Here is a 24,384-nt window from a genome sequence, read left to right as displayed (position 1 = left end):
GGGGCCGCGGCAATGCTGTCTCCGGCGTATCTCGCGGAGGCGGACGATGCCTGCCGCGCGACGGCGTCCACCTCGCGCTGGACGCTGCGAAGGTGTCCTGAGATCGCCGCCGACTTCGCCCGGCTCAAGACGGCCTCCGCACCGGTCCGCCCAGAATCGCGCGAAGAGGCCGGCAGTCGGCCGGGTCGGCGGAGCACCGCGACGAGATAGCCGCTCTGGACGTGGCCAGACCGGCTCCGAAGCGGGCTACTGCACTGTTTGGCCCCCGCCGTCCGGACCGCTGGGCATTTGCGGCCCGGGTCGGGCTACTCGGCCACGCGGTCGCCGATCTGCGCGAACACCGCTTCCAACGGCGGCACCGGAACCGACGGCGACATTACGTGCGAGCCGTAGTGTGCGATCACCAGCTCCCGCCCCGGGCTCACCTGCAGCCGTTGGCCGTGGATGCCCCGCGCGCCGAACGTGCCGTGGCCGTCGCCGGGGACCCACCAGAAATTGTGGTAGCCGATCGGCCGCGCGGCACCGGTCGGCAAGGCGCGCTGAGCGGGTCCGGGCGGCACGTTGGTCAGGTCGGCGACGACGCGTTCGGGCACTATCTGCCGGTCGCCGGCTGTCCCGCCGCGGCGCAGCATCTCCCCCACCCGAGCCAGATCGCGCAAGGTGGCGCTGTAGCGGCCGCAGGCGATCTCGGTGCCGGTGGAATCCACGCAGTAGGCGCCGTCCTCGTCCGCGCCGAGGCGGGCCCACACCCGTTCGCTCCACAGGTCGGCGAGGCTGATGCCGGTGACCCGGCGAAGGGCTTCGGCCACGGCCTCGGTGTTGCCGTTGTCGTAGCGGAATTCAGTACCTGGCGGCGCGACGGCCTGCGCGGTGGCCAGATGTTCCTTGACGCTCGTGGGACCGGTGTAGCCCACGGGGCGGGGCACGATGCCGACGGCGGCGAAATAACGTTGTGCTTCAAGGGGTTTGCAGAACGGCCGGCCGCCGTAGTCCATCACGGTGCCCATGTGCAGCAGGTGGTGGATCGAGGCGTCGCCGAACGCGGTCCCGCCGAGGTCGGGCGCGTAATGGGACAGCGGCCGATCGGCGTCGAGCACGCGTTCGTCCAGGAGGATCGCGGCGAGCAGCCCGGTCCACGACTTCGCGACCGACGCGGACAGGTGGACGTCGTGGCCCCGCATGCCGTGGAAGTACCGCTCGTAGACGATCTTTCCCCGGTGTGCCACCAGGATGCCATCGGTTTCCGCGCTGGCCAGGAATTCGGCCAGTGCGACTGACGGTCCCCCGGCGCGCGGGGTGACGAGCAGGTCGTCGAGGTCGCGGGCATCCTCGGGCAGGTCCCAGCGCGGGCCGGAGCCGCGCCAGGCCCGCCGGGTCGGGCCGGTTTCCCTGGCCCGGGTCATGCCGAGGCGGACGAACGCCGGGTCGACGTAGCCGCGGCTCCAATAGGCATTGTCCACTGTGTACGGGTCGGTCATGGAGTCTCCTTGGCCGCGGCGAGCGCCGCGATGCGCCGGGCGTCGTGTTCGGGACGGACGAAGAACAGAGCGGCCACCCCGCCCGCGATCATCAGGACTCCCGGAATGGCGAACGCGGTGGCGAAACCGGCTGCCGGCCCGTCAGCGGTCTCGACGAGCCTGCCGGTGACGTACGGCGCGAGCAGCCCGGCGACGGTGACCAGCGCGACGCTGACCGCCAGCACCGCGCCTCGCTGCGCGGGCGGGCTGATTTCGCTGTTGACCGTCTGGCCGTTGGCGAACGTGACGCCGTGGAAGCTGAACGCCAGAGCGATCAGGACGATCCGCAGCGCGGGCTGCGTCACGGTCGGCAGCAGCACCATCGCCAAGCCCGCCAGGATCAGCACGCAGCCGCCGAGGATGCCGCGCGCGATCCGGCTGGGCACGCCGAGATGCAGCAGCCACTGGGTGATCGCGCCGTGCGTGAAGGTCAGGATGAGCCCGGCCAGCCAGGGAATCGTCGCGATCGCGGCCGCCTCGCCGGTGCTGTAGCCGAGCGCCGTTTCGAGGTAGGACGGCAGCCAGGCGACCATCAGCGTGGAAGTCCAGTACGCCCCGAACGCACCGGTGAACCCGCCGAGCCAGGTCCCGGAGAGCAGGATCCGCCGGTACGGAACCTTTTTGGCCGGGACTGGCGGCGCACCGGCCGGGGCCTGGTCGACCGGGCCGTCGCGGCCGATCACCAGCCACAGCACGCACCACACGCAGCCCACCAGGAACATCGCCAGGAACGCCGCCCGCCAGCCGAAATGCACGATCACCACGGTGAGCAGCGGGGTCGCGATCGCCCCGCCTAGCGCACCGCCGCCCACGATCAGGGCGCTCGGAATGTTGCGCTTGGCGTTGGGAAACCAGCTGTGCGCGGCGTGCAGCGCCATCGGCTGCGCGGGCCCTTCGGCAGCGCCGAGCACGATCCGGCTCACCAGAAGCAGCCCGATCCCGCCCGCGGCCACGACGGACACCTGCGTCACCGCCCACACCAGCGCGAGCACGAGCAGGATCCACCGCGTCGAAATCCGGCTCGACGCGAAGCCGACCGCCAGCGCGCACACGCTGAACAGAAAGAAGAACGAACTCGACAGCAAGCCGTACTGCGACGGGCTCAGCCCGAATTCGTGCATGATCGGGCGCGCGGCCAGTCCGAGGACGGTCTTGTCGCCGTAGTTGATCAGCATGAACAGCAGCAGCATGCCCACCACCGACCAGCGGCGCAGCCAGCTGCTCCCCGCGCCGCCGTCCGCCGCCGCGGCGGACCGCGGCCGGGTCCCGGCGGGCTTCATCGCTGCGTCCCGGACGGCTGGAGCAGGGCTTTGGCGATGCCGTTCTTCTGGATCTCCGACGACCCGGTCAGCACGCGGAACATCCGCAGCCGCCGGAAAAGCCACTCCACCTCGGCCCCTCGCACGAGCCCGGCCTTGCCGTGGATCTGCACCGCCTCGTCGGCGATGCGGAAGGCGTTCTCCGCCACGAACAGCTTGCACATGAACGCCTCCGTGCTCGGTTTGGCCCCGGAGTCCAATCCGGACAGTGCGTCATAGGTCATCGCGCGGGCCGCGTAGTACGCGGTGGCCATGTCGGCGATCTTGTGCTGAATGGACTGCAACGCCGCCAGCGGCCCTCCGAACACCTGACGGGTGCGCGCGAACTCGATGGTGAGTTCCAGGGCGCGACGGGCGTGGCCGAGCACAGTGGGACAGTGCAGCAGCCGGTTGGTGGTGACCCGGCCGAGCCCGATGCGCAGGCCGTCGCCCACCTGGCCGAGCAGCTGCTGCGGGCCGACGTAGCAGTCTTCGAGGATGATGTCGGACTCGATGTGCTGGCCGGACATCGGAACCTCGCCGTCGGCGACGCTGCAGCCCGGCGAGTCCAGGTCGACCAGGAAGGCCGAGTAGCTCTCTTCCTCCCCGGCCATCCGGGCGACCAGCACAGAGAAGTCGGCGATCGGGCCGGCGGAGGAAAACACCTTGTGCCCGCTGATCCGCCAGCCGTCGCCGTCCGGGGTCGCCGTGGTGCGCATGGCCCGGACGTCCGATCCGGCATTGGTTTCGGTGAGCGAGAAGCAGCACGCTCGTTCTCCGCGGACGACCGGCAGCAGGTACCGCTCGCGCTGGTGCTCGGTGGCCGTCGAGAAAATCGCGCCAGCGCGCAGCGGGCCGCCGAAGTCGCCCAGCACGCAGTGGTAGAGGATCCGGCCGGACGCACCGACTTCCTCTTTCAGCGCGGCGAGTTCCGTGTAAGTCAGATCGAGGCCGCCGTATTCGGCGGGCAGGTGGACTCCATAGAAACCCAGCTCCCGGCAGCGTTTCCACACCGGTTCCACCATGGCCCGGGTCAACGGGGTCTCCGGGGTCAGCCCGAGAGCCGCCTCGTAATCGGCGAGTTCGCCCGACAGGTATTCGCGCAGCCGGCCGACCAGCTCCGCCAGCCGCGGATTGCCGTCGTACGCCGGGGTGAGAGTGAAGGACATGCCGGGTCTCCTCAGTGGACTTTCCGGGCTTCGCCCGCCCAATACCGGTCCCGCACCGCGCGCCGGTCGATCTTGCCGTTGCGGTTCACCGGGAGTTCGCCGGCGAAATCCACCGAGCGGGGTTTCTTGATGCGCGCCAGCCGATCCGCGCAGAACCCGATCAGGTCCTCGGCGGTGACGTCGGACCGGCGGACGACGACCGCCTTCACCGCCTCGCCCCACTGCTCGTCGGGGACCCCCACCACGCACGCCTCCGACACCGCGGGATGCTCGTAGAGCACGGATTCCACTTCGGTGCAGAAGATGTTGTAACCGCCGGAAATGATCATGTCCTTCTTGCGGTCCACAATGAACAGATAGCCGTCGGCGCGCAGGTAGCCGATGTCGCCGGTGTACACCCAGCCGTCCCGGAACGTCTCCGCGGACAGGTCCGGCTCGTGCCAGTACTCGGTCACGCAGTCCGGACCGCGCACCACCACCTCGCCGAGTTCCCCGGCAGGCACCGGACGTCCCTCGTCGTCGACCACCCGGACCTCGGAGTCGAACAACGGCCGCCCGGCCGAGGACAGCAGCTCCGGGTCCTCCTCGATCCCGCGCACCACGTCCTCGCAGGTCAGCACCGTCACGCCGCTGGTGGTCTCGCCCTGGCCGTATCCCTGCATCACGACCGGGCCGAACGCCGCCACCGCATCGCGCAGCCGCTGGGGCGACACCGGCGCGCCACCCACCCGCAGGCAGCGAAGCGACGACAGATCGGCCTTGCCGACCTCCGGGTGGGACAGCACCATGTTCAGCATCACCGGCACCAGGAACGTCGAGGTGATCCGCTCCGTCTCGACCGCCCGCAGGAACTCCTCGGCAGTGAACCGCGGCAGCACCACCACGGTCGCGCCACGAGAAAACGCTGCCAGCAAACCCATTCCGGTGGCGTGCGTGATCGGACCCGCCGCGAGGTACTTCTCCGCGGCCGACGGCGCGCCTTCCGGGCTCATCAGCCGCTTGCGCATGTTCGCCAGCCGGTTTCCGGTCGTCTGCACCGCTGCCTTGAGCTTCCCGGTGGAGCCGGAAGTGAAGTGCAAGACCGACGGGTCGTCCGCGCTCACTTCGATCGCGACCGGCTCGGGCGACCCCGCGGCCAGCACGTCGGCGTAGGACCGGGCCTCCGGCGTACAGCCGTCATAGTCGATCAGCGAGCACGAGGTGCCAGCAGCCGCCTTGCTTGCCGCCTCGGCGTGCTCGGCGTCGACCAGCAGCACCCGGACGTCCGCGTCCGCCAGGATGTGCTCGACCTCGCCCGCGGACAGCCGCGCGCTGATCGGCACGCGCAGGAAACCGCCCTTATAGCAAGCGATCTCGGTCTCCACGAGGTCGGCGCTGTTGCCGGCGAAGGTGGCCACCGCCTGCCCGGGCTCGACGCCGGACGCGAGCAGCGCCGACGCCAGCCTGTTCGTCCGCTCCTCCAGCTCGCGGTAGGACCACCGCCGCTGCCCGCACGCCAGCGCCTGCTGATCGGGCCAGAACGTGCTGGCACGGGTGACATAGCTGCCCAGGTTCACGCCGACTCCCTGTTTTCCGTCAGATTGACCAATGCTGAACACTGTGTCTATTAACGGTCGTGGTGTCAACAGTTCGCTAAACTCGGGCCGCCGACGACCGAAGGGGGCCCATGCCGACCACTGACCGACGTACCCGCCGCACCCGCGGCCTGCTCCGCGACGCACTGGTGTCGCTGGTGCTCGAACGCGGATACGCCAACGTGACGGTGGAGGACATCACCGAACGGGCCGACCTCGGCCGCGCGACCTTCTACAGCCACTACCCGGACAAGGACGCGCTGCTGCGGCACGTCGTCACCGAACTGCAGGAGGAACTGGACGAACGGCTGCGCCCGCTGGTCCCGGCGTCCTCGGTGGGCTTCACCGGAAAACCGGCGCTGGAGTTGTTCCGGCACGCCCGCGAGAACCGGGATCTCTACCTGCTCATCCTGCGCGGCGAAGGCGACGGCCGGGCGCTGCGGCAGTTCACCGACGCGCGCATCGACGCGGTGTGCTCGGTGTTCAAGTCCCGGGCCGACCACCACGACGTCCGACCGCGCATCGACCTCGGCGTGCTGGCCCGGGCCTGGGTCGGGGAGCAGCTGGCGGTCCTGCGGTGGTGGCTCGAAACGGACCCCGCGCCGATGTCCGCGGAAGAGGCCACCGGCATGCTGCAGAACCTCTCGCTGCGCGGGCGGTACTGGGCGAACGGCTTCGAGGGCGACCCGCCCGATCCCGCGCCTACCGGGCCGGAGTCCTGACGCTTACCCGGCGATCGTGGCCCACCGCCGGGCAAGCCGACGGCAAGCTTCGACGAGTTCCGGTGGGCGGACGTCGGTCGTTTCGGCGTCGAAAGTGGCCAGAATGCCCGCGATCCCGGCCCACGACCAGGCGCCGAGCGTGAGCCGCGAATGCTCGGCGTCGAGGTGTTCCACGACCGACCCGCCCGGTGCCCAGCGAGCCACGACGTCCGCGGGCAGGTTGAGCCGGGCCGAACCCGTGCACGGCCACTCCGCTGGGGTGTCGCCGCGGTCGTGGGTGCTCATCACGAACTGCGCCAGGTCGTCGGCTGGAAGCTCACGTGCGGAGAACTGCTGAGTGGTCGGCCGGGGGTGCAGCCGGTCCACCCGATGCACTCGCCAGCGGCTTTCGGTGCGGTCGTAAGCGACCAAATACCACCTCGCCGCCCAGACGACCAGATGATGCGGCTCGATCCGGTGCGCGGACTGGAAGTCTGCGTCGCCGGGTTCGGGGCGGGTGCCGTCCGGACGGAGGGTTTCGGCGATGAGCACCCAGCGCTGCCGGACCGCGGTTCCGACGGCGGTCAGGGCAGCCGGATCAATGGGCGGTCCGGGGAATTCCCAGTAGTTCCGCAGCCGGGTCAGGCGCAGGGATTCCATCGACGCCCGCAACGCGGGCGGCATGACCTGATGCAGGGTCGCCAAGGCGCGCGAAGCGTCGTCGCCGAGGCCGAACATCGTGCCGGGTGCGGTTTGCAACGCCACCGCGACCGCGAGGGCCTGATCGTGGTCGAACAGCAACGGCGGCAACGTGTTTCCGGCACCGAGGCGGTAGCCGCCGTCGGGACCGTGCACGGTCGCGATCGAGTAGTCCAGTCCGCGCAAGGTTTCGATGTCGCGGCGGACGGTGCGCTCGCTGGCCTCGAGCCGGGCGGCGAGTTCGCGCAGCGGCCACACCCGGCCGGAGCCCAGCAGAGACAGCAGCCGCAGCGCCCGGTGCGAGGTGTTCGCCATCGCTCCATTGTGTACTGGCCACTCGGTGTCCACTTGCTCGGGCAAGGTCGGTTCCGTTCCAGAAAGAGCGGAAGGACAGTCAGGCATGCGGGTTCTTGTGGTCGGCGGCGGAATCGGCGGGCTCGCGCTCGGCGCGGGGTTGCGCAGCCGGGGATTCGAGGTGACGGTTTTCGACCGCGACACCGACGTGACTGCGACGGGCGGCTACCACATCACCTTGGACCACCGGGCGCAATCGACCCTGGCGGAACTGGTGGAACCAAAGATCATGCGGCGATTGCTGGCCTCGGGTTCAGCGCTGCGGCTTCGCGAGCGCGATGCGTTCTGGGACCGCCGCGGCCGGCTCCTCGGACACGGGCCGGATCTGAGCGACAGCGGCAGTGTGGACGTCGATCGGATCACCCTGCGGACCCTGCTGGCCGAAGCTGTCGGCGACGACCTGTGCTTAGGCCGCACCGTATCCGGCGTCAGCCACGACGGCCCCCAAGTGCTGTTCGCCGACGCCGCACCGGTTTCCGCCGACCTGGTGGTAGGCGCGGACGGTGCCCACTCGGTAGTCGCGCAGCAGTTGGCGGGCGGGCCGACCAACCGTCCGGCAGGCATCGTCGGATTCTCCGGCCGCGCCCTCCGCCGAGACCTCAGCGAGGCCGAGCAGCAACGGTTGCGGTCTCGCTCCGGCACCGCGATCGCACCACACGGAGCCGCGCTGTACATCGGTTTCCTCGACCCAGTCGGCAACGCCGCGCTCGACGCTCCCGAGCTGCGGATGTCCGTCACCACCGGCCCCACCTACATCTGGGGCGCGATGCTCCCCGAACCTGCCGACGCCCTCCGCACCCTGCGCGGCCGCGAACTGCAAGCCGCCCTCCTGGATACGTTCCGCGAACGGCGCTGGGCCGAGCGCACGCTGGAGGTCATCGCCAAAGCCGACCCAGACAGCGTCGCCGCTTTCCGCTTCAACGCCGCTTCCACCCGGGCGGCTGATCTCGCACCGTGGCCCGCTGGCCGGATCACCGCCCTCGGCGACGCAGTCCACGCCACCCCGCCCACGGCGGGAATGGGCGCGGGGGCGGCGATTCGCGACGCCGCCAGCCTGGTGCGGCACCTGACCGAAGGCGACAGCGCCGCTGCCGTCGGACGGTTCGAGGCCGAAATGCGCCAGCGCGGCAGCGAGGTCCTGACGTCGGCGATGAAGACCGTTCGGTGGATCCTCGCTACCGACACCGTGTTTGGAGCCGCGGCCACCGCCGCGGCCACGCCGGTCCTGGCAGCGGCGGCCCGGCTGCGTCGCTGACTTGACGGGCAGGGCCGGGAGGCACCTCGTGGGATTCGCGGGCCCTGCCCGATCGAGGCCCGCCGGAACGGCCTGTGCGCACCGCGACAACTGTCCGCCGCCGACCGAAGCCGGCTCAAGTACTGCGGCGGGTCAGCCCTGAGCCTCGCGAAGAATCCGCACCGCTTTCGGGCCGACGCCGTGCAGCGCGAGGAGTTCCGCGTCGGTCCGCTCGGCAGTGTGCGCGAGGGTCGTGAGCCCGGCCGCGTGGAGGGCCCGCGTGGCCGGGCTTCCGATCGCCCTCGGCAGGTCGCCGACTTCGCCCGCCACTGCCGTGCCCGCCGCGGCCACCGGGGCGGCCAGCCGCTTCGGCGCGCGGGCCAGCCACGCCCGCCGTACCCAGTGGTTCAGCTGCTGTCCGTCGAGATCCCCGATCGGCAGCCGCACCCCCGCCCGGGCGACCCGGCGCGCAGTCGGGTGTTCGGCGCGCAGTTCGTCCGCGTCGGGGCCGGTCATCCGGAGCACGACCTGCCGATCCGGACGCAGGGCGGCGAATTCCTTGCCCCGCACGGCGAACGCGACCGTGCCGTCGACGGTCAGCTCGGCCGTTTCCGGGTAGGACAGGGCAGTTCTGCGAAGCTGGGCCAAGGTCGTCACCAGCACAGGCTGGCACGGACGCGGCTGTTTCGCCGGTCAGGCCGCGTCCGGCGCGCCGAGGAAGTCGAGCACGGCCTCGCGCAGCTCCACCCCGACGAGCGCGCCGCGGTGATCGCCCGCGACGTGCCGCATCCGCGCGCCCGGCACCTGCGCTGCCAGCTCTTCGATGCCGTGCGCCATCAGGTCTTCCCGTCCGGCGAGGAACAGCGTCGGGACGGCCGGGACGCCCGCGCTCGGATCGAACGGCTCGGCCGCCAGGCCCTCGACGAGGTTCAGCAGCGATTCGGCGTCCCCCGCGCTCGCCATGGCGGTGATCGCGCCGGTGAGCGGATCGGCGGGCGGCGGTCCGCCTTGGACAGCCGCCCGCGCGGCGGCGAGATCGACCGCGGCGAACGGTTCCCGCGGGCTCAGCCCGCCGAGAACGAGGCGGCGCACCGAAGTCCGGGGATGCCTGGCGAGATCCCAGGCGAGCCGCGCGCCGAGCGAGTAGCCGACGATGTCGACCTCCTCCGCGCCCGCGCATTCGGCCAGCGCGTCGACGACCCGGGCAGCGGTGACCTCTCCGGCCTCGGCGACCTTCGGACCGCCCGCGTGGCCGGGCAGGTGCACCACGATCGTCTCCCGGCCCGCGGCCGCCAGCGGGTCGGCCCAGCACTCGGCGGGCCAGTCCGCCGCGGCGGAGGACGCGAAACCGTGAATCAGCACGACCGGAGGCCCAGCGGCGGGACGGGAGGACAGCGTGCGGGTGACCGGGAACGCGGTTGTCATTCTCCAAGCGTAGACAAAACCTGCCGTCCGGTCCAGGCCGATGCCACGCGGAGAACGCGCACGGACCGGAATCCCGCCGAACGGCCGGAGAAAGGCCGCGAACCGGCTGATCCCGGCGGAAATTCCGGCACGCGCGCCTGCGAGATCCGGCGCGTTTCCGCCGGATTCGCCGCTCCGGCGGAGCCGCGCCCCGGAGCCGGTCCCGCCGCGGCAGGACGACGCCCAGTGCCGCCGTCCTGCCTTCTCCCCCGCCTAATCGAGCCGCGGGCGCTTGGCAGGCCGTCCGTCGGGAGCGGGAGGATCCGGCAGCTTCGGCGCGGTGGGCGTCGTCGGCGCGTCGGGCGTCCACTCGCCTTCCTTGTAGGACGGCCACGGCCCGCCCTGGTCCTTGAACCTCGGGTTGTCCCGGTTCCAGTACTCGGGCAGCGCGTGGTTGTTCGGTCCGGGCGCTTCGTACCGGTCCTCTTTCGACCCGCTGCCCGACGAACGGCCCGAGGACTCGATGCCGTGGTAGGTGTCGGTCTGGTTGTTGTGCTCAAGGTTGTCCTGGCGCGGCCGCTTCATCCCGTTCTTGTTCCAGTCGGTGCCCGCCGCGGTGTCGTGCCCGAGCACGCCGCCCTGCCGTTCGGGGTCGTCCTTGAACGCGGGGTTCTTGCTCTTGCTGTGCCCCTTGATCTCGTTGCCGGGCTGGCCGGTGTAGGACTCGCCGGGCTGTTTCGTGTCGAACCGCCGGTCCGGGTGGCTCAGCCAGTTCTTCAGCTTCGTCTGGTCGGCCCGCTTCAGGTCGCCGAGATTGGTCTTGTCCAGGTGCGACAGTTCGGGAGGCAGCGGCGATTTCGCCGCCTTCGCCCAGAGCGGGATCATGTTGCCGTGCATGTGGTCGGGGTTGACGTAGCCCGACGCGGTGCGGTTGCTGTACTTGGGCACCATCTTGCCCGTTTTCCGGTCCAGCTTCTTCGCCCCGTACTTGCCCGCGGGCGACATCTTGTCGTACCAGGCGGGCCCGCCATGGGGCACGTCGGTGTTGATCCGGAGGTCCGGCCGGCCCCGCGTGGTGGTGCCCGAGGGACCGGCTCCCGCGGGCGTGGTCCCGGTGCACGACTGCGGGGTGAGCCCGTACGGGTCGGTGTACGCGTGCGGGTTGCCCGCGAAGGCGTACTGGTGGGAGCCGCCGTCGAGGCCGATCGGGTCCGGGCTGAGATAGCGGGCCAGCGCCGGGTCGTAGTAGCGCGCGAGGTTGTAGTGCAGCCCGGTTTCGGCGTCGTGGTACTGGCCCTGGAACCGCAGCGGCGTGCTGGCGCCGGCCGCGGTCTCCTGCACTGCCGTGCCCCACAGACCGGTGCGCGCGTACCAGGTCACGCGGCCGTCCGGGGCCACCAGTTCCGCCGGGGCTCCCGAGAGGTCCGCCACGATCAGGCTGAACTGCTCGTCGGCCGGCTCCCGCGGTCCGCGCGGCGCCAGTTCCCGTTGCAGCAGCGGGCGGAAGCTGCCCGGCTCGTAGTCCCACGCGGTGACCCGGCCGCGTGCGGCCTGTTCCACCAGGACGCGGTCGTCCCAGGTGAAATCGATCCGCTCGACCAGCGAGACGCCGTCCGCCGCGAAGTGCTCCTTCGCGATCCGGCGGCCGAACGGGTCGTACGTGTAGTGCCAGCGGGTGCCGTCCGGGGTCAGCACGTCGGTGAGCTGGTCGCCGGGATTCCACGAGAACTGCCAGACCGCGCCGGGAGCCTCCCGCCGGACCATGCGCCCGCGTTCGTCGTGGACGTAACGGACCGCGCCCGCGCCGTCGACGACGTTGCCGCGGAACATCCGTCCGCCGAGCGCGTGCCGCTCGGTTTCGGTCGGCCAGTACGCGTTGACGAGGTTGCCCGCGGGGTCGTAGCCGTAGCGCTCGGTCCACTGCGGCGAACGCACCGCCGTGACGCGGCCAGCGGCGTCGAGGGTGAACTCGCGCGGTCCGGTGAGCCGGTCGCGGAGCGCGCCGAGATGTCCGTCCGGGCGGTACTGGTACGCGCGTTCCTGCGCCAGCTGCCCGGCACCGGTGCTGATCGTCTGCGCGAGCAGCTGCGCCGCGGGCGACCAGGCGGACCCGACCGTGACGCCGCTGTCCAGCGTCCGCCGGATCTCCCGGCCCGCCGGGTCCCGGTCGAAGCGCAGCGTGCGCCCGCCCGCGTGCAGCGCGGCCGGTTCGCCGCCTTCGTAGTCCCACGTGCTTTCCGCGCCGGACGGCGTCCGCCGCCAGATCCGGCGTCCGGCCGCGTCGTAGGCCGACCGGATCGTGCGGCCGTTCACGGTCTCGGCGACGACGCGTCCGGCGGCGTCGCGTTCCAGCGTGACCTTGGTGCGCCCGTCGTCCGCGCCGGTGATCCGGCCGTCGGGGTCGTAGCTGATGCGCGTGGTCACGTCGCCGACGGTCTGCTCGACGACGTTCCCGGCCAGGTCGTAGCGGTACGTCGAGGCGCCTGCCGGGTCGGTCCGCTCCACCAGCTGTCCGGCCGCGTCGTAGCGGTACCGCACGGTCACGCCGCCGAAATCGGTCTCCCGCACCAGATATCCGGCGGCGTCGTACTCGTGGCTCCAGACGAGGCCCTGCTCGTTGGTGACCGCGATGAGCCTGCGCTCGGTGTCGTAGCCGAACGAGACCCGGCTGCCGTCCGCGCGGTTCTCCGCGGCGAGCAGGTCGAAGTGGGTGTACTCGCCGGTGCTGACCCCCGCCCCGGCGTCGGTGTGGGTGCGGGCGTTCCCTTCGCCGTCGTAGGTCCACCTCTCGAGCGCGCCGTCGGCGTCCCGGTGCCAGACGAGCCGACCGTCCACTGTGTACCCGAACCGGTCCTGGGCCCCGGCTGGGGTGGTGATCGCGACGATCCGGCCGAAGCGGTCCCGGTCGTAGCGGGTCGTGCCGCCGCGCGCGTCGGTGACCGCGACCGGGAGCCCGCTTTCGTCGGACTCGATCCGCGTCGTGGCCCCGAGCGCGTCGGTCACCGACGTCAGGACCCCGCGGTCGTCGTAGGTGCTGGTGGTGGTCGCGCCGTCCGGCTCGGTCTCCCGCAGCAGGTTGCCGGACTCGTCGTACTCCCACCGCTTGACCTGGCCGGACGGTCCGGTCATCGACACCGGCAAGCCGGACTCGTTGCGCTCGTAGGTGGTGCGGGCGCCGTCCGGGGCGGTGACCGACAGCAGCTCGCCGAGGCCGTCGTAGGTGTAGGAAGTGGTGCGGCCCAGCGGATCGGTCTCGCTGAGCAGCCGGTCGCGGGCGTCCCACTCGTAGCGGGTCGTGCGGCCGAGCGGGTCGGTCTCGGCGATCACCTGACCGGCCTCGTTGAACCGGAACTCCGTGGTGTGGCCCAGTGAATCGACCGACCGGGTGATCCTGTTGCCCGGGTCGTACTCCATCGTGCCGCTGAGGAATCCGCCCGAGCCCTCGGTGCGCACGACGCGGCCCTCGGCGTCGTAGTGGTAGCGGTACCACTCGCCGTTGCGGTCGGTCCACGACACGATCCGGCCCGCATCGTCGTACTCGTAGCGCATGGCCGTGCCGGACGGGTTGACCACCTCGGTGAGCAGGCCGTCGGTGTAGCCGAACCTGGCGAGTTCGACGTCCGGGCCGGCTCCGACCGAATGGTAGGCGGTGACCCGGCCGCCGGACGTGGTCACGCGCACGCGGTACCCGGCGCTGTGCCGCAGCTCCACCGGGGTTCCGTCGGCGTCGCGCAGGAAGTCGACGCGGTGGCCGTGGCGGTCGCTGAGCGAGAGCAGCGCACCGGTGTCCCCGGCGAACCGCATCGCGAGGGCCGTCACCTGGTCCTCCACCAGGTAGCCGCCGTCGTCCAGCCGGGTCAGCGGGCGCAGCGGGCCCTGTTCGGCGACGATCCACTCGCCGACCCGCGGATGCGGGTAGTGGGCCACGGTGCCGTCGGCGACGGCGAGGCTGACGCCCGCGTCGTGCACCTCCAGCCGCTGGTCCACAGTGGACATCCAGCTCGCGCCGAACAGCCCGCCGGTGCGGAAACCGGAGAAATGCGTGCGTTCCAGCCGCAGCGGCAGCGTGCCGAAGAACTCGGCGTCGACCTCGGCGAGGATCATCTGCCCGGTCGAGACGTCGATCGGGTCCTTCTCGCAGCGCACGTTCTCCGGCGAGCGCGGGTTGGGGCCCTGGTCCTTCAGCGGCGGCGATTTCGGTTGCGCGGCAGGGGGTTTCTTCGGCGCCGGCGGCGGGGACTGCATGCCGCGGGAAGCGGGCGGCGGGACCGGGCCGCCGCCGTGGCCTCCGCCCGGCGAGGAGTCGCCTTTGGGCGGAGGCGGCGGCGGGTCGCTCCGGTGCGGCGGGGGCGGAGCCGCGGACGACGTGGTGGTGGACTCGTCGGCCTTGCCGCCGCCCTTCCCTCCCGGGGAGCCCTTCGGCGTCGAGATGTCCTTGGGCTTCGGCGCGGCGGGCGGTTTGCCGCCCTTGATGCCCTTCAGCGCCTTGGCGGCGTCGCCGAACAGCGTCCCGGCCTTCTTCAGCAGCGGCAGCAACGCCTTGAGCGCCTGCACCAGGCGGGTCGTGAGCTTCGCGATCTGCGCCGCGGTCTTGGCGACCGCGGCGGCGACCTGCGGAACCACCCACGCCAGGCCGATCCCGGCCGTCAGCAGGACCTGCAACGCCCAGCTGATCATGTGCCCGACCAGTTGCGCGATGATGTCGCGCACCAGCATCCGCACCGCCGCGACGACCTCGCCCGCGGTCTTCACGCCGGACGCCGCGCCCTCGGTGCCCTTCTGCGCCGCGCCCAGCAGGTTCGCGACGTCCTTGGTCCGTTCCCGGTAGGCGTCGGCCGCCTCGCCGGTCCAGGACTGCAGATCCCGTTCGACCTGCTCCGCGAGGTCGGCGCCGATCGACTCGAGTTCCTTCGCGACGTTCGTCCAGGTCTCGGCCTGGGCCTTGATCTGGTCCGCGTCGCCGGTGAGCGCGTTGAGCGCTTCCTTCAGCGGGCCCACGTGTTCCATCAGCCAGGCGACCCCGGCGGCGAGGATCGCGCCGAACGGGTCGAGCGCCGCCGACAGAGCGTCCAGCGCGACCCCGACCGCGCCCATCGCGACCGACGCCCACGACCCGCCTTCGATCGCCTCTTTCAGGCCCGCGGCGCCCTCGAGAAGGCTGATCCCGGAATACGCCGTCGTCGAATCCTTCGTCGGCGCAATCAGCGGATTGCTCAAGAAGCCCCCCTCGGCTCGTCGCTCGCCCGGGCACCCGCCGCCCGGCCGACAATCGACGTTAGCAGTGGACTTCCCGGGCATTCGGGGCAACCGGGCCAGACGCGCGCGGGCTTGCCCGCGCGTGCCTCGGAACCGCCCTTCCGTGCCCTGCGCCCTGGGCGCGGGTTCAGAGAGCGACCCTGGCCATCAGTCCGTCGATGTAGGCGCGGTACCGCCCGGCGACCTTCCCCACCGGATGCATCAGACTGGTCACGTTGGCTCCGATGGACACCGCGACGATTTCGTCCGCCAGCACCGTGATCGCGGGCGCGCCGGGATCCTCCCCTCTCCCCCGGGCAGCCGCGATCCGCGTGGTCAGCTCCGCGCGCCAGCTGGTCAGCAGATCCCGGTACTGCCGGGCGAGATCCGGGTTCGCGACCGAGTGCTCCCACAGCACGAGCAGCACCCGCGCCGACGCGATCTGGTGCTCGTCGAACGGAATCGCCGCCTCGACGAACCCGCGCAGCGACTCCATCGGGCCGAGCGCGGGGTCGAGTTCGGACATCCGTTGCGAGGTCTCTTGCAGCACGCTTTCGAACGTCGCCGCGATGATGCTGTCCTTGCTCGGGAAGTAGTGCTTGAGGGCACCGTTCGCGAATCCGGCCGCGGTGACGATGCTGCGCATCGTGGCGGCTTCGAACCCGCCTTCGATGATCAGCTTCTTGGCGACCTCGACGATCTCCCGTCGTCGCTGATCATGATCGATGACCTTAGGCATGGCTACAGACTCTAACTCGTATTCTCGCGCGGCGGAGGTGACCCTGCGGGCGCCGATTCGGGGCGGCGGACCCCGGAATCGTCACCCGAGCCCGAGCCGGGCGGCCCGGCGTTCCGCCTGCCGGGCCGGGTCCGCCACCGGCGCCGCCAGCAGGAGCCGCTGCGTGTACGGGTGTTCCGGCGTGCGCGTAACGGTCGACGTCGGGCCGGATTCCACGATCTCTCCCTGGTACAGCACGGAAACCCGATGGCAGATCCGGTGCACCACACCCAGGTCGTGCGACACGAACAGGTAAGACACGCCCGTCTCCCGCTGCAATTCCAGGAACAGGTCGAGGATCGTCGCCTGGGTGGTCAGGTCGAGCGCGCTCACCGGCTCGTCGCACACGATCAGCCGCGGCCGGCGGACCAGCGCCCGCGCGATCGCGATGCGCTGCCGCTGGCCGCCGGAGAATTCGCCCGGGTAGCGGTGCACCGCGTCGGCGGGCAGGCGCACCCGATCGAGCATGTCGGCGACCACGGTCCGGGCGTCAGCCCGCGAAGTCCCCGCCACTACCAACGGCTCCGCGAGGACTTCGCCGACGGTCATCGTCGGGTCCAGCGAACCGTACGGATCCTGGAACACCACCTGGATGTCGCTGGCCAGCCGCCGCCGGGTCGCGCCCCGCGCGTGGGTGATGTCCTCGCCGTCGAAGGTGATCCGGCCGGACTCCGGCGCGGCGAGGCCCAGCACGGCTTTGCCCAAAGTGGACTTTCCCGACCCGCTTTCCCCGACCAGGCCGACGCATTCGCCCGGCCGCACGTCGAGCGAAATCCCTTTCAGGGCCCGGAATCGCACCCGGCGGCTGAGCCGGTAGTCGACCACCAGGTCCTCGATCGCGAGCAGCGGCGCGGCGGCGGTCATCGCCCGGCCTCCTCTCCGGTCGCGTGGGCAAGGCCGCGCCGTTCCCAGGCTTCGTCCAACTCGTCCCGTCCTTCGGTGTCGTCCAGCGAAGCGCTGATCAGCTCGGCCGTGTAGGGGTCCCGCGGCGAACGGAAGATCTGTTCCACCGGGCCGGTTTCCACGATCCGGCCGTCCTTCATCACCACGACGCGGTCGCAGATGTCGGCCACGACGCCGAAGTTGTGCGTGACGATCACCAGCGCCATCCCGTACTCGGCCTGCAGTTCGCGCAGCAGCTCCAGCACCTCGGCCTGCACGGTCACGTCCAGCGCGGTCGTCGGCTCGTCGGCGACCAGCAGCGACGGCCGTCCGGCCACCGCGCCGGCGATCAGCACGCGCTGCGCCATGCCGCCGGAAATCTGGTGCGGATAACTCGCCATCACGCGGTCCGGATCGGTGAGGCCGACGCGCTCCAGAACCTCGCGTGCCCGTTTCTTCGCCGCGGCCTTGTCCAGCCCGTGCACGCGGCGCAGCGGCTCGACGAGCTGGTGCCCGATCAAGTAGCACGGGTCGAGGTTCGTCATCGGCTCCTGCGGCACGTACCCGATCTCGCGGCCGAGCAGTTTCGCCCGCTCCGCCGCGTTCCCGGCCTCGCGTCCGCCGACCCAGATGCCGTCCGCGACCGCGGTGCCGCCAGGAGGCAGCAGGTTCAGCACCGAGAACACCGTCTGCGTCTTACCGGACCCGGATTCGCCGACGATCCCGAGCACTTCGCCCGGAGCCGCGTCCAGCGACACCCCGCGCACGACCTCCTTGACGCCCTTGTCGGTCGCGTAGCCGACGCGCAGGTTTTCGATCCGCAGCGCGCAATCCGCCGCCGCGTGCTCGTGCGAGCCCGAAGCCGCACCCCCGCCCAGCGCATCCGGTGCAGGAGCCTCGAGCGCTTCCCGCACCCGAGCGCGGCGTCGGCGGGTCGGCTGTTCGGCGCGGACGCTGACCAGGTCGGCGAGCGTCGAGCCGATGAACGCCAGCGCGGCGATGGTCACGCCCAGCGCGATCGACGGCCACAGCAGGATCAGCGGGTAGGTCAGCATGTTCACGAAGCCGTCGTTCATCGCCTGGCCCCAGCTGGGCGTCGACGCCGAGCCGATGCCGAGGAACTGCAGACCGGCCTGCATGCCGATGGCGAGCCCGGCGGTGAGCGCGGTCTGCACGATGATCGGCGCGTACACCGCGCGCAGCAGGTGGGTGCGCAGGATCCGCAGCGTGCCGACCCCGGCCACGCGCGCGGCGTCGATGTAGGGCTCCCGGCGCACCATCAGCGCGCGGGCGCGGGTGATCCGGTAGTAGCCGGGCGAGAGGAAAACGCCGAGCGCGATCATCAGCACGGTGAAGTCCTGGCCGGTGCCTGCCGCGACGACCAGCAGGACGATCATGCCGGGCACCGACTGCAGAGCGTCGCTGATCCAGGAGCAGATCCGGTCGGTCGCGCCGCCGAGGTAGCCGGCGACCACGCCGGTCGGGACGCCGAGCACGATCCCGGTCACGCAGGTGATCACGCCGCCGTACAGCGTGGTCCGCGCGCCGTAGAGCAGCCTGCTGAGGATGTCGCGTCCGGCCGAGTCGCCGCCGAGCAGGTGCCCGTTGCCGGGTTCGGCGTGGGTGAGCGCGAAGTCGACGTGGTTCGGGTCGTAGGGGGCCAGCCACGGCGCGAACACCGCGGCCAGCACGACCAGCGCGAACACGACCAGCGCGACGACGCCGACCGGACGGCGGAAGTACCGGCGCAGCAAGGAAATCCGCTTCACCGGGGCGAGCGTGGCGGGGAACGGGGCAGCGGTCATCGGTCGCGCACCTTCGGGTTGACCCACCCGAGCACGAGGTCGAGCAGGAAGTTGACGATCACGACGAACACGACGGTCACCGCGGTCAGGCCGAGCAGCACCGGGATGTCCCCGATCTGCGACGCCGACTGCGTCAGGCTGCCGATCCCCGGCAGGTTGAACACGATCTCCACCACCACCGCACCGCCGAGCAGCCCGACGAACATCAGCGCCAGCACGGTCAGCGCGGAGGGCGAAGCGTTGCGCAGCACGTGCGTCGTGACGCGGCGCGACGACAGGCCGCGCGCCCGCAGCGTGCGGACGAAGTCCTGATTGGCGACCTGGAGGAAGCCGTTGCGCAGCTGTTCGGCGATCATCACGATCGCGCCGAGCGACAGCGAGATCGACGGCAGCGCGATCGACCGGAGCCAGCCGGCGACCGACTGGTCCGGCGACACGTAGCCCACCGCGGGGAACCACTGCAGCTGGATCGCGAACCAGGTCACCAGCACCAGGCTGACCCAGAACCCGGGCAGCGCGAACAGCACCACCGACGCGAGCTTCAGCACGCGGTCGACGACGCCGCCGGGACGGAGTCCGCAGACGACCCCGACGAGCACGCCCAGGATCGCGGCGAGCAGAGTCGCGGCGACGACGACCGACAGCGTCACCGGCACGCGCAGCGCGATCTGTTCGCCGACCGGCTGGAAATTCCGCCAGGAAGTCCCGAAATCGCCGGTGGCCGCGTGCGACAGCCAGTCCCAGAACTGCACGAGCAGCGGCCGGTCGTACCCGATCTGGGCGCGCAGCGCCGCCTGCTGCGCGGGGGTCGCGCTGTTGCCGAGCAGCCCGGCGGTCGGGTCCCCCACCGCCGTGTGCGCCAGGAAGAACGTGCCGCTCGTGACGAGCACGAGCAGCAGGATCCCGGACACCAGGCGTTTGACGATGAATGTGAGCATGTCGTTCGGCTCCTCCCCCGGGCCCGTCCGGACAGGACGGACCCGGGGACGACGGGCGCGTCAGCCGCGCTGGATGAACCGCAGCGTCGGGAACATCATGCCGGTGATCGGCGTGACGGTGATGCCCTTGACGCTGAAGTAGAGGTTGTCGGCCTGGTACCAGACGTTCCACCAGGCGAGGTCCACGAGCTTCGTGTTGAGCTGTTTGAGCGCCGCGGTCTGCGCCGGGCCCGGCTCGGCCTGTTCCGCCTGCTGCACGAGCGCCTTCACCTCCGGGAAGGCGTCCACCGACGGTTTCGGGTTGTACCACTGCGACGAGGTGACCTGGTCGGTCAGCGTGGCCATGTCGTTGCCGTCCATCGCGATCACCGCGAGGAACATCGGGTACGTCGGCGCGTTCTTCTGGTAGTCCGGCATCGACATGTTCTGCCAGTCGACCTTGATGCCCAGCTGCCCGAACGTCTGCTCGGCGGCGGGCTGCCACGCCTGGAAGATCGTGGACATCGGCATCTTCAGGCTGAATCCGCCCGGGTAGCCCGCCTCGGCGAGCAGCTGCTTGGCCTTGGCGATGTCGGTCTTGTACTTGCCGTTGCCCGCCGGGTCGTACACCTGGCTGCCGCTCGGCCACAGCTGGTCGGTGACCGTGCCGGCGTCGTTGCCGACCGCCTTGAGGATCCCGGCCGCGTCGAAGGCGTAGGAGATCGCCTGCCGCACGCGCTGGTCGCCGAGCGCCTTCACCTGGCTGCCGGTGCGGTCGGCGAACTGGACGCCGACCCACGAAGCGGGCTTCTTCGCGACGTTCCAGCCGTTCTGCTGTGCCTTCGGCAGGTTCGCCGCGTTGGCGAATTGGACGTTCAGCTGACCGGACAGCATCGCGTTGAAACTGGCGGCCTGGTCGGTGATCGGGAACAGCCGCACGGTCGGGAACGGATAGGTGGCGCTGTCCCAGTGCTTCGCCCGCTTCTTGAACACGTACTGCGACTGCGGCTGCGAGGACGCCTTGTCGAAGGTGTACGGGCCGGAACCGTCCGGGCCGTTGGCGAGCGACTTCGCCTTGATCGCCTTGGGCGAGGCCATCCAGCTGCGCCCGAGACCCATGAAGTACAGCAGCGCGTCGTCGCGTTCGGACAGATGGAGCACGACGGTCGAGGAGTCCTTCGCCTCGACGCTCTTCACGTCGATGTAGGCCTGGCCGGACCGGGCGCCCGCCTTGAGGTGGTTCAGGTTCTCGACCGCCGCGGCGGCGTCGAACTTCTGTCCGTCGTCGAACGCGACGTCGTCGCGCAGGTGCATCGTCAGGCTCAGCCGGTCGGCCGACCAGTCCCACGACTTCGCGAGCGCGGGGATCGGCTTGGCGTCCTTGTCCAAGGCGACCAGCGGGTCGTAGACCGCCGACAGGTACGGGCCGTCGAAGCCGATGTCGGCGTTGGCCGGGTCCCACGACGTCACGTCGAGGAACACGCCCGCCTTCAGCTCGTCGGTGCCCGCGCCCGCCCCGGCGGCGCCCGAGCCGGTGCATCCGGCGATCGCGAGCAGCGCCGCGGCGGCCGCCGCGAACAACGCCGCTGTCCTTGTCCTCGTCATTGAGTCCCTCTCTCAGGGTGCTGGACCGCCGGCGGGATCGCTCGGCGCCCCGCCCGCAACGGCGGGCCTTCGAATGCGGCCCGGCTCGCCGTGGTGCGGGATAGTCTACGATTGTCGGCTAAAAAATCAACGGGCCGGATGCGTTCGTTACCAATCCGGCCGAAAGCAGGCCGCCCCCGCGCGGCACTAACCGTTGCCACGAAGCCATTCGGCGCGACTGCGGTCGGGTCGGCAGCTATCGGCACAGCATCTCCCGGCCCGGCCGCCGTTTTCAGACGGCGTCGGCGACCAGAACGCGCGGGCTTCCGGGCAGCGCGAGAACATCGCATACGCGCCATCCTGCACCGTCCAGCCATTCGCGGACTTCCGCCTCCGGATAGACGACGGTTCCGTCGATCACGAAGTACTCCCCCGCGTGCAGCGCGTCGATCGGCCGCTGCCGTTCGTCGTCGTCGAGGAAGAAGTCCAGCAGCAGCAACGTTCCGCCGTCCGCCGCGGCCGCGCGGGCATTGGCCAGGATTTTCCGGTTCTGCTCCGCGGTGAACCGGTGCACGACGTGGTTCACCATCACCAGATCGTGCTCTCCGCCCGGTTCGGCGGAATCGGTCGGCGCGGGGTCGATGCTCGTGCGATCCGCGAAGCCGGCCGCATTCACCGCGTCGGTGATCCCTTGCGTGGACTCCGGCGCGAAAACGAAGCGGGCGGCCAGTGCGGGATTCGCCCGCAGCGCGCCGATCGCGAATTCCGGCGACAATCCGCCCAGATCGAGCAAGCTGCGGTAGGGCGAGAAATCGAACGCGCGCGCGAGCATCGACGCGTGCAGCGAGTTGTAGCGCATCACGCCCGCCATGAACGTCGCCCAGCGGCCCTCGTCCATCTGCAGGTCGCCCGGTTTGCCACTGTCCACTGTGGTGTCGAACTGGAGCCAGTGGCCGTAGCTGATTTCGTTGAGGAAGGTCAGGAACGGCGCCAGATCCGTAGCGCCGTCCCCTCCCAAGTACTCCCGTGCGTCCTCGGCCAGCTCGTAGCGGCCTTCGGTGCGCTCCAGCAGGCCGCGCGCGTTCATCGCGTCGGCGAGAATCCGGGTCAGCTGCTCGCCGGTGCCGGTGGCGGCGGCGAGTTCCGGAGCCGTGCGCGGACCGTCGGCGAGCGCGCGGAACAGTCCGATCCGCGAGGCGGCGAACAACTGCTTCGCGCCCATGTACCCGATGGCGATGTCGACGATGCGGTCCGGCGCTGGTTTCGTCATGTGGCGGCTCCTCACGGCGTCGGGGGTGCCCCTCCGGGCACCCCGGGGAGCTTTAGTCTACGCACGTCGACAAAAAACACCAGCCCCTTCACCAGGTTCCGTCGGCGGCGACCTCGCGATCGAGCCACAACTGCTTGGTCAGCTCGCGGATCCGGTCCGCGCCGACGCGCTCCAGCACGGCGAGCGCGCCCGCGTTGTCCTCCAGCTGCGCCTGCCGCGATACGCCCACGAGGACGGTCGCGGTCGCGGGATTGGCCAGGCAGAAGGCAATTCCCAGCTGCGCGGGCGTCGCCTCCAGCTCGTCGGCGATCTTCTGCACCGTCGGCCAGGCGGCGGCGATCTTCTCCCGGATGCCGCCGACGTCCGCCCCGATTTTGCGATTCGGCTTCACATTCCCGACCAGCAGCCCGCCTTCGAAAATGTCCGACGCCTGCAGTGTGAGCTGCCCGGATGCGAAGAGCGGCGCGTAAAACTCGCCTTCCGCCATCGACCGGCGCGCCAGCCCGTACTTGAGCTGCGCGAAAACCGGCGGCGGCAGATCACGTTTGCGCGCGATGTCAAAAGCCGTGCGGAGATCGTCAATCCGCCAATTGTTCACGCCCCACGCGCGGAACCGGCCAGCTTCGATCTGCTCGGCGACCTCCGCGACGACTCGCTCGAGATCCACTTCGCCGAAGTAGTCGCCCACCACGACCAGATCGGCCGCTTCGACGCCGACGCGGTCCAGCGAGGTGTTCATCTGCTGAGCGAAACCGACCTTCGGGTAGTCCCACAGCCAGAGTTTCCCGCAGTAGAGCCAATCCTCGCGGGCAAGCCCCGCCTCGCGCACCGCGCGGCCGAAGATCCGGTCGGTCTCCGAACCCTCGGCGTGCGGGCCCATGTCGTAGTGCGCGACGTCGAAGAAGGCGTGTCCCAGTTCAGCCGCGCGAGCGATCAGCGCTACCGCCTCACCGAACTCCATCCGGTCCCAGGTGTTCCACGAGCCGAGCGACAACGCCGGCACGTGTGGGAACGCCGGGCCCAGTCCAGGTCGATCCGTCGCCACGATTCCTCCTGCGATTCAAGGGATTTATTTTCTACGCTTGTATACTATAAGCCCGCGTACCCCGCTCCCGGCGAAAGGAAACGACGATGCCCGCTGCCCGTACCGTGCTGATCACCGGAGGTGCCGGCGGAATCGGCCGCGCGATCGGCTCCGCCTTCGCCCAAGCCGGCGACGCGGTCGTGCTCGCCGACCTCGACGGCGCCGAAGAAGCCGCCAAATCCGTTGGCGGACGCGGAATCCGGCTCGACATCACCGACGAGGCCGCGATTTCCGCGGCGCTCGACGAGATCGGCCCGGTCGACGTCCTGGTCAACAACGCCGGTCTGCTCAGCGTCCACGGCCGGCTGCTGGACCTGCCCGGCGCGGATCTGCTGCGCATTCTCTCGACCAACGTGCACGGCACTTTCCTGATGACGCAACTGGTCGCACGCCGGATGGTCGCCCGCCGGACGGCTGGACACAGTGAGCCGGGTGTCGTGGTGAACCTGTCCTCGATCGGCGGACGCCAGCCGACGCCGGGAATGGGCGGCTACGAAAGCAGCAAGGCAGCGGTCGACGCCCTCACTCGTTGGGCCGCGATCGAACTGGCCGAACACCAGATCCGGGTGAACGCCGTCGCCCCCGGCCCGGTCGCCACGCCGATGCTCGCCGCCGCGATGCCGCCGGGTTCGCCCGCACACGACGCCTGGGTCGCCCGGATCCCGGACGGCCGGATGGCCTCCGTCGAAGACGTCGCCGCCGCAGTGGTATTCCTGGCGAGCCCAGCCGCCGCCCACATCACCGGCACGAGCCTTCCGGTGGACGGCGGCCAGCTGCTCACCTGAGCCAGCCGTCCGTGAAGGGCTCCTTGAGGGAATCTGAGTCCCTCAAGTAGCCCTTCACGGACCTTGCCCGGAGGTTAGGCGATGGTTCCGGGCG

Annotated in this window: 18 protein-coding genes; 3 read left to right on the top strand and 15 right to left on the bottom strand. The window is 70.6% G+C overall.

Going from position 1 to position 24,384, the window contains the following annotated elements; all coding sequences use genetic code 11:
* Positions 1-305: 305 nt before the first annotated feature.
* From ACWGIC_RS21665 to ACWGIC_RS21650, 4 genes are read right to left on the bottom strand one after another with little or no spacing between them, the layout of a single operon-like run.
* Entirely contained in the window at positions 306-1,478 is a 1,173-nt protein-coding gene (locus tag ACWGIC_RS21665; protein ID WP_452077749.1) for a serine hydrolase domain-containing protein, read from the bottom strand.
* Complete coding sequence (locus ACWGIC_RS21660; protein ID WP_452077748.1) at positions 1,475-2,797, bottom strand: MFS transporter; 1,323 nt, start codon at positions 2,795-2,797, stop codon at positions 1,475-1,477. Before ACWGIC_RS21660 ends, ACWGIC_RS21665 begins: the two co-directional genes overlap by 4 nt.
* Positions 2,794-3,984, bottom strand: a complete 1,191-nt coding sequence (locus ACWGIC_RS21655; protein ID WP_452077747.1) for an acyl-CoA dehydrogenase family protein — start codon at positions 3,982-3,984, stop codon at positions 2,794-2,796. Before ACWGIC_RS21655 ends, ACWGIC_RS21660 begins: the two co-directional genes overlap by 4 nt.
* An 11-nt stretch (positions 3,985-3,995) precedes the next feature.
* Entirely contained in the window at positions 3,996-5,540 is a 1,545-nt protein-coding gene (locus ACWGIC_RS21650; protein WP_452077746.1) for an AMP-binding protein, read from the bottom strand.
* Positions 5,541-5,650: 110 nt separating this feature from the next.
* On the opposite strand from ACWGIC_RS21650, the gene ACWGIC_RS21645 reads away from it, so the two are divergent.
* Positions 5,651-6,280 (top strand): TetR/AcrR family transcriptional regulator, encoded by a 630-nt coding sequence (locus ACWGIC_RS21645; protein ID WP_452077745.1) that lies wholly within the window; start codon positions 5,651-5,653, stop codon positions 6,278-6,280.
* A gap of 3 nt (positions 6,281-6,283) precedes the next feature.
* On the opposite strand, the gene ACWGIC_RS21640 is transcribed toward ACWGIC_RS21645, so the two are convergent.
* The gene (locus tag ACWGIC_RS21640; protein WP_452077744.1) at positions 6,284-7,273 is read right to left on the bottom strand and encodes a helix-turn-helix transcriptional regulator; all 990 of its coding nucleotides are present in this window, start codon (positions 7,271-7,273) and stop codon (positions 6,284-6,286) included.
* Positions 7,274-7,358: 85 nt separating this feature from the next.
* Here ACWGIC_RS21640 and ACWGIC_RS21635 point away from each other — a divergent pair, with 85 nt between their 5' ends.
* Positions 7,359-8,567, top strand: a complete 1,209-nt coding sequence (locus tag ACWGIC_RS21635; RefSeq protein WP_452077743.1) for an FAD-dependent oxidoreductase — start codon at positions 7,359-7,361, stop codon at positions 8,565-8,567.
* Positions 8,568-8,699: 132 nt separating this feature from the next.
* Here ACWGIC_RS21635 and ACWGIC_RS21630 read toward each other — a convergent pair whose 3' ends face one another.
* From ACWGIC_RS21630 to ACWGIC_RS21585, 10 genes are all read right to left on the bottom strand, one after another.
* Positions 8,700-9,203: a hypothetical protein gene (locus ACWGIC_RS21630; RefSeq protein WP_451989418.1), complete on the bottom strand. Its 504-nt coding sequence runs from the start codon at positions 9,201-9,203 to the stop codon at positions 8,700-8,702.
* Positions 9,204-9,239: 36 nt separating this feature from the next.
* A complete protein-coding gene (locus ACWGIC_RS21625; protein ID WP_452077742.1) occupies positions 9,240-9,971 on the bottom strand; it encodes an alpha/beta fold hydrolase in 732 nt (243 codons plus the stop codon).
* Positions 9,972-10,223: 252 nt separating this feature from the next.
* Positions 10,224-15,167, bottom strand: coding sequence for an RHS repeat-associated core domain-containing protein (locus ACWGIC_RS21620; protein WP_452077741.1), 4,944 nt, complete (start codon positions 15,165-15,167; stop codon positions 10,224-10,226).
* Between the two features lie 166 nt (positions 15,168-15,333).
* Positions 15,334-15,924: a TetR/AcrR family transcriptional regulator gene (locus ACWGIC_RS21615; protein ID WP_452077740.1), complete on the bottom strand. Its 591-nt coding sequence runs from the start codon at positions 15,922-15,924 to the stop codon at positions 15,334-15,336.
* A gap of 81 nt (positions 15,925-16,005) precedes the next feature.
* Positions 16,006-16,827, bottom strand: coding sequence for an ABC transporter ATP-binding protein (locus ACWGIC_RS21610; protein ID WP_452077739.1), 822 nt, complete (start codon positions 16,825-16,827; stop codon positions 16,006-16,008).
* Positions 16,824-18,650 carry a dipeptide/oligopeptide/nickel ABC transporter permease/ATP-binding protein gene (locus tag ACWGIC_RS21605; RefSeq protein ID WP_452077738.1) on the bottom strand — a complete coding sequence of 609 codons (1,827 nt, stop codon included), beginning with the start codon at positions 18,648-18,650 and terminating at the stop codon, positions 16,824-16,826. The genes ACWGIC_RS21610 and ACWGIC_RS21605 overlap by 4 nt, the downstream gene beginning before the upstream one ends.
* Positions 18,647-19,588, bottom strand: coding sequence for an ABC transporter permease (locus ACWGIC_RS21600; RefSeq protein WP_452077737.1), 942 nt, complete (start codon positions 19,586-19,588; stop codon positions 18,647-18,649). The genes ACWGIC_RS21605 and ACWGIC_RS21600 overlap by 4 nt, the downstream gene beginning before the upstream one ends.
* A gap of 60 nt (positions 19,589-19,648) precedes the next feature.
* Positions 19,649-21,172, bottom strand: coding sequence for an ABC transporter substrate-binding protein (locus ACWGIC_RS21595; RefSeq protein ID WP_452077736.1), 1,524 nt, complete (start codon positions 21,170-21,172; stop codon positions 19,649-19,651).
* A gap of 271 nt (positions 21,173-21,443) precedes the next feature.
* Positions 21,444-22,421: a methyltransferase gene (locus ACWGIC_RS21590; RefSeq protein WP_452077735.1), complete on the bottom strand. Its 978-nt coding sequence runs from the start codon at positions 22,419-22,421 to the stop codon at positions 21,444-21,446.
* Positions 22,422-22,509: 88 nt separating this feature from the next.
* Complete coding sequence (locus ACWGIC_RS21585; RefSeq protein WP_452077734.1) at positions 22,510-23,466, bottom strand: aldo/keto reductase; 957 nt, start codon at positions 23,464-23,466, stop codon at positions 22,510-22,512.
* Between the two features lie 86 nt (positions 23,467-23,552).
* On the opposite strand from ACWGIC_RS21585, the gene ACWGIC_RS21580 reads away from it, so the two are divergent.
* Entirely contained in the window at positions 23,553-24,290 is a 738-nt protein-coding gene (locus ACWGIC_RS21580; protein ID WP_452077733.1) for an SDR family NAD(P)-dependent oxidoreductase, read from the top strand.
* The last annotated feature ends 94 nt before the right edge of the window (positions 24,291-24,384 follow it).

This window comes from Amycolatopsis sp. NPDC054798 (genome assembly GCF_053611505.1).
The sequence above is the reverse complement of the archived record's forward strand: the minus strand, read 5'-3'. Positions and strand labels throughout refer to the sequence as shown.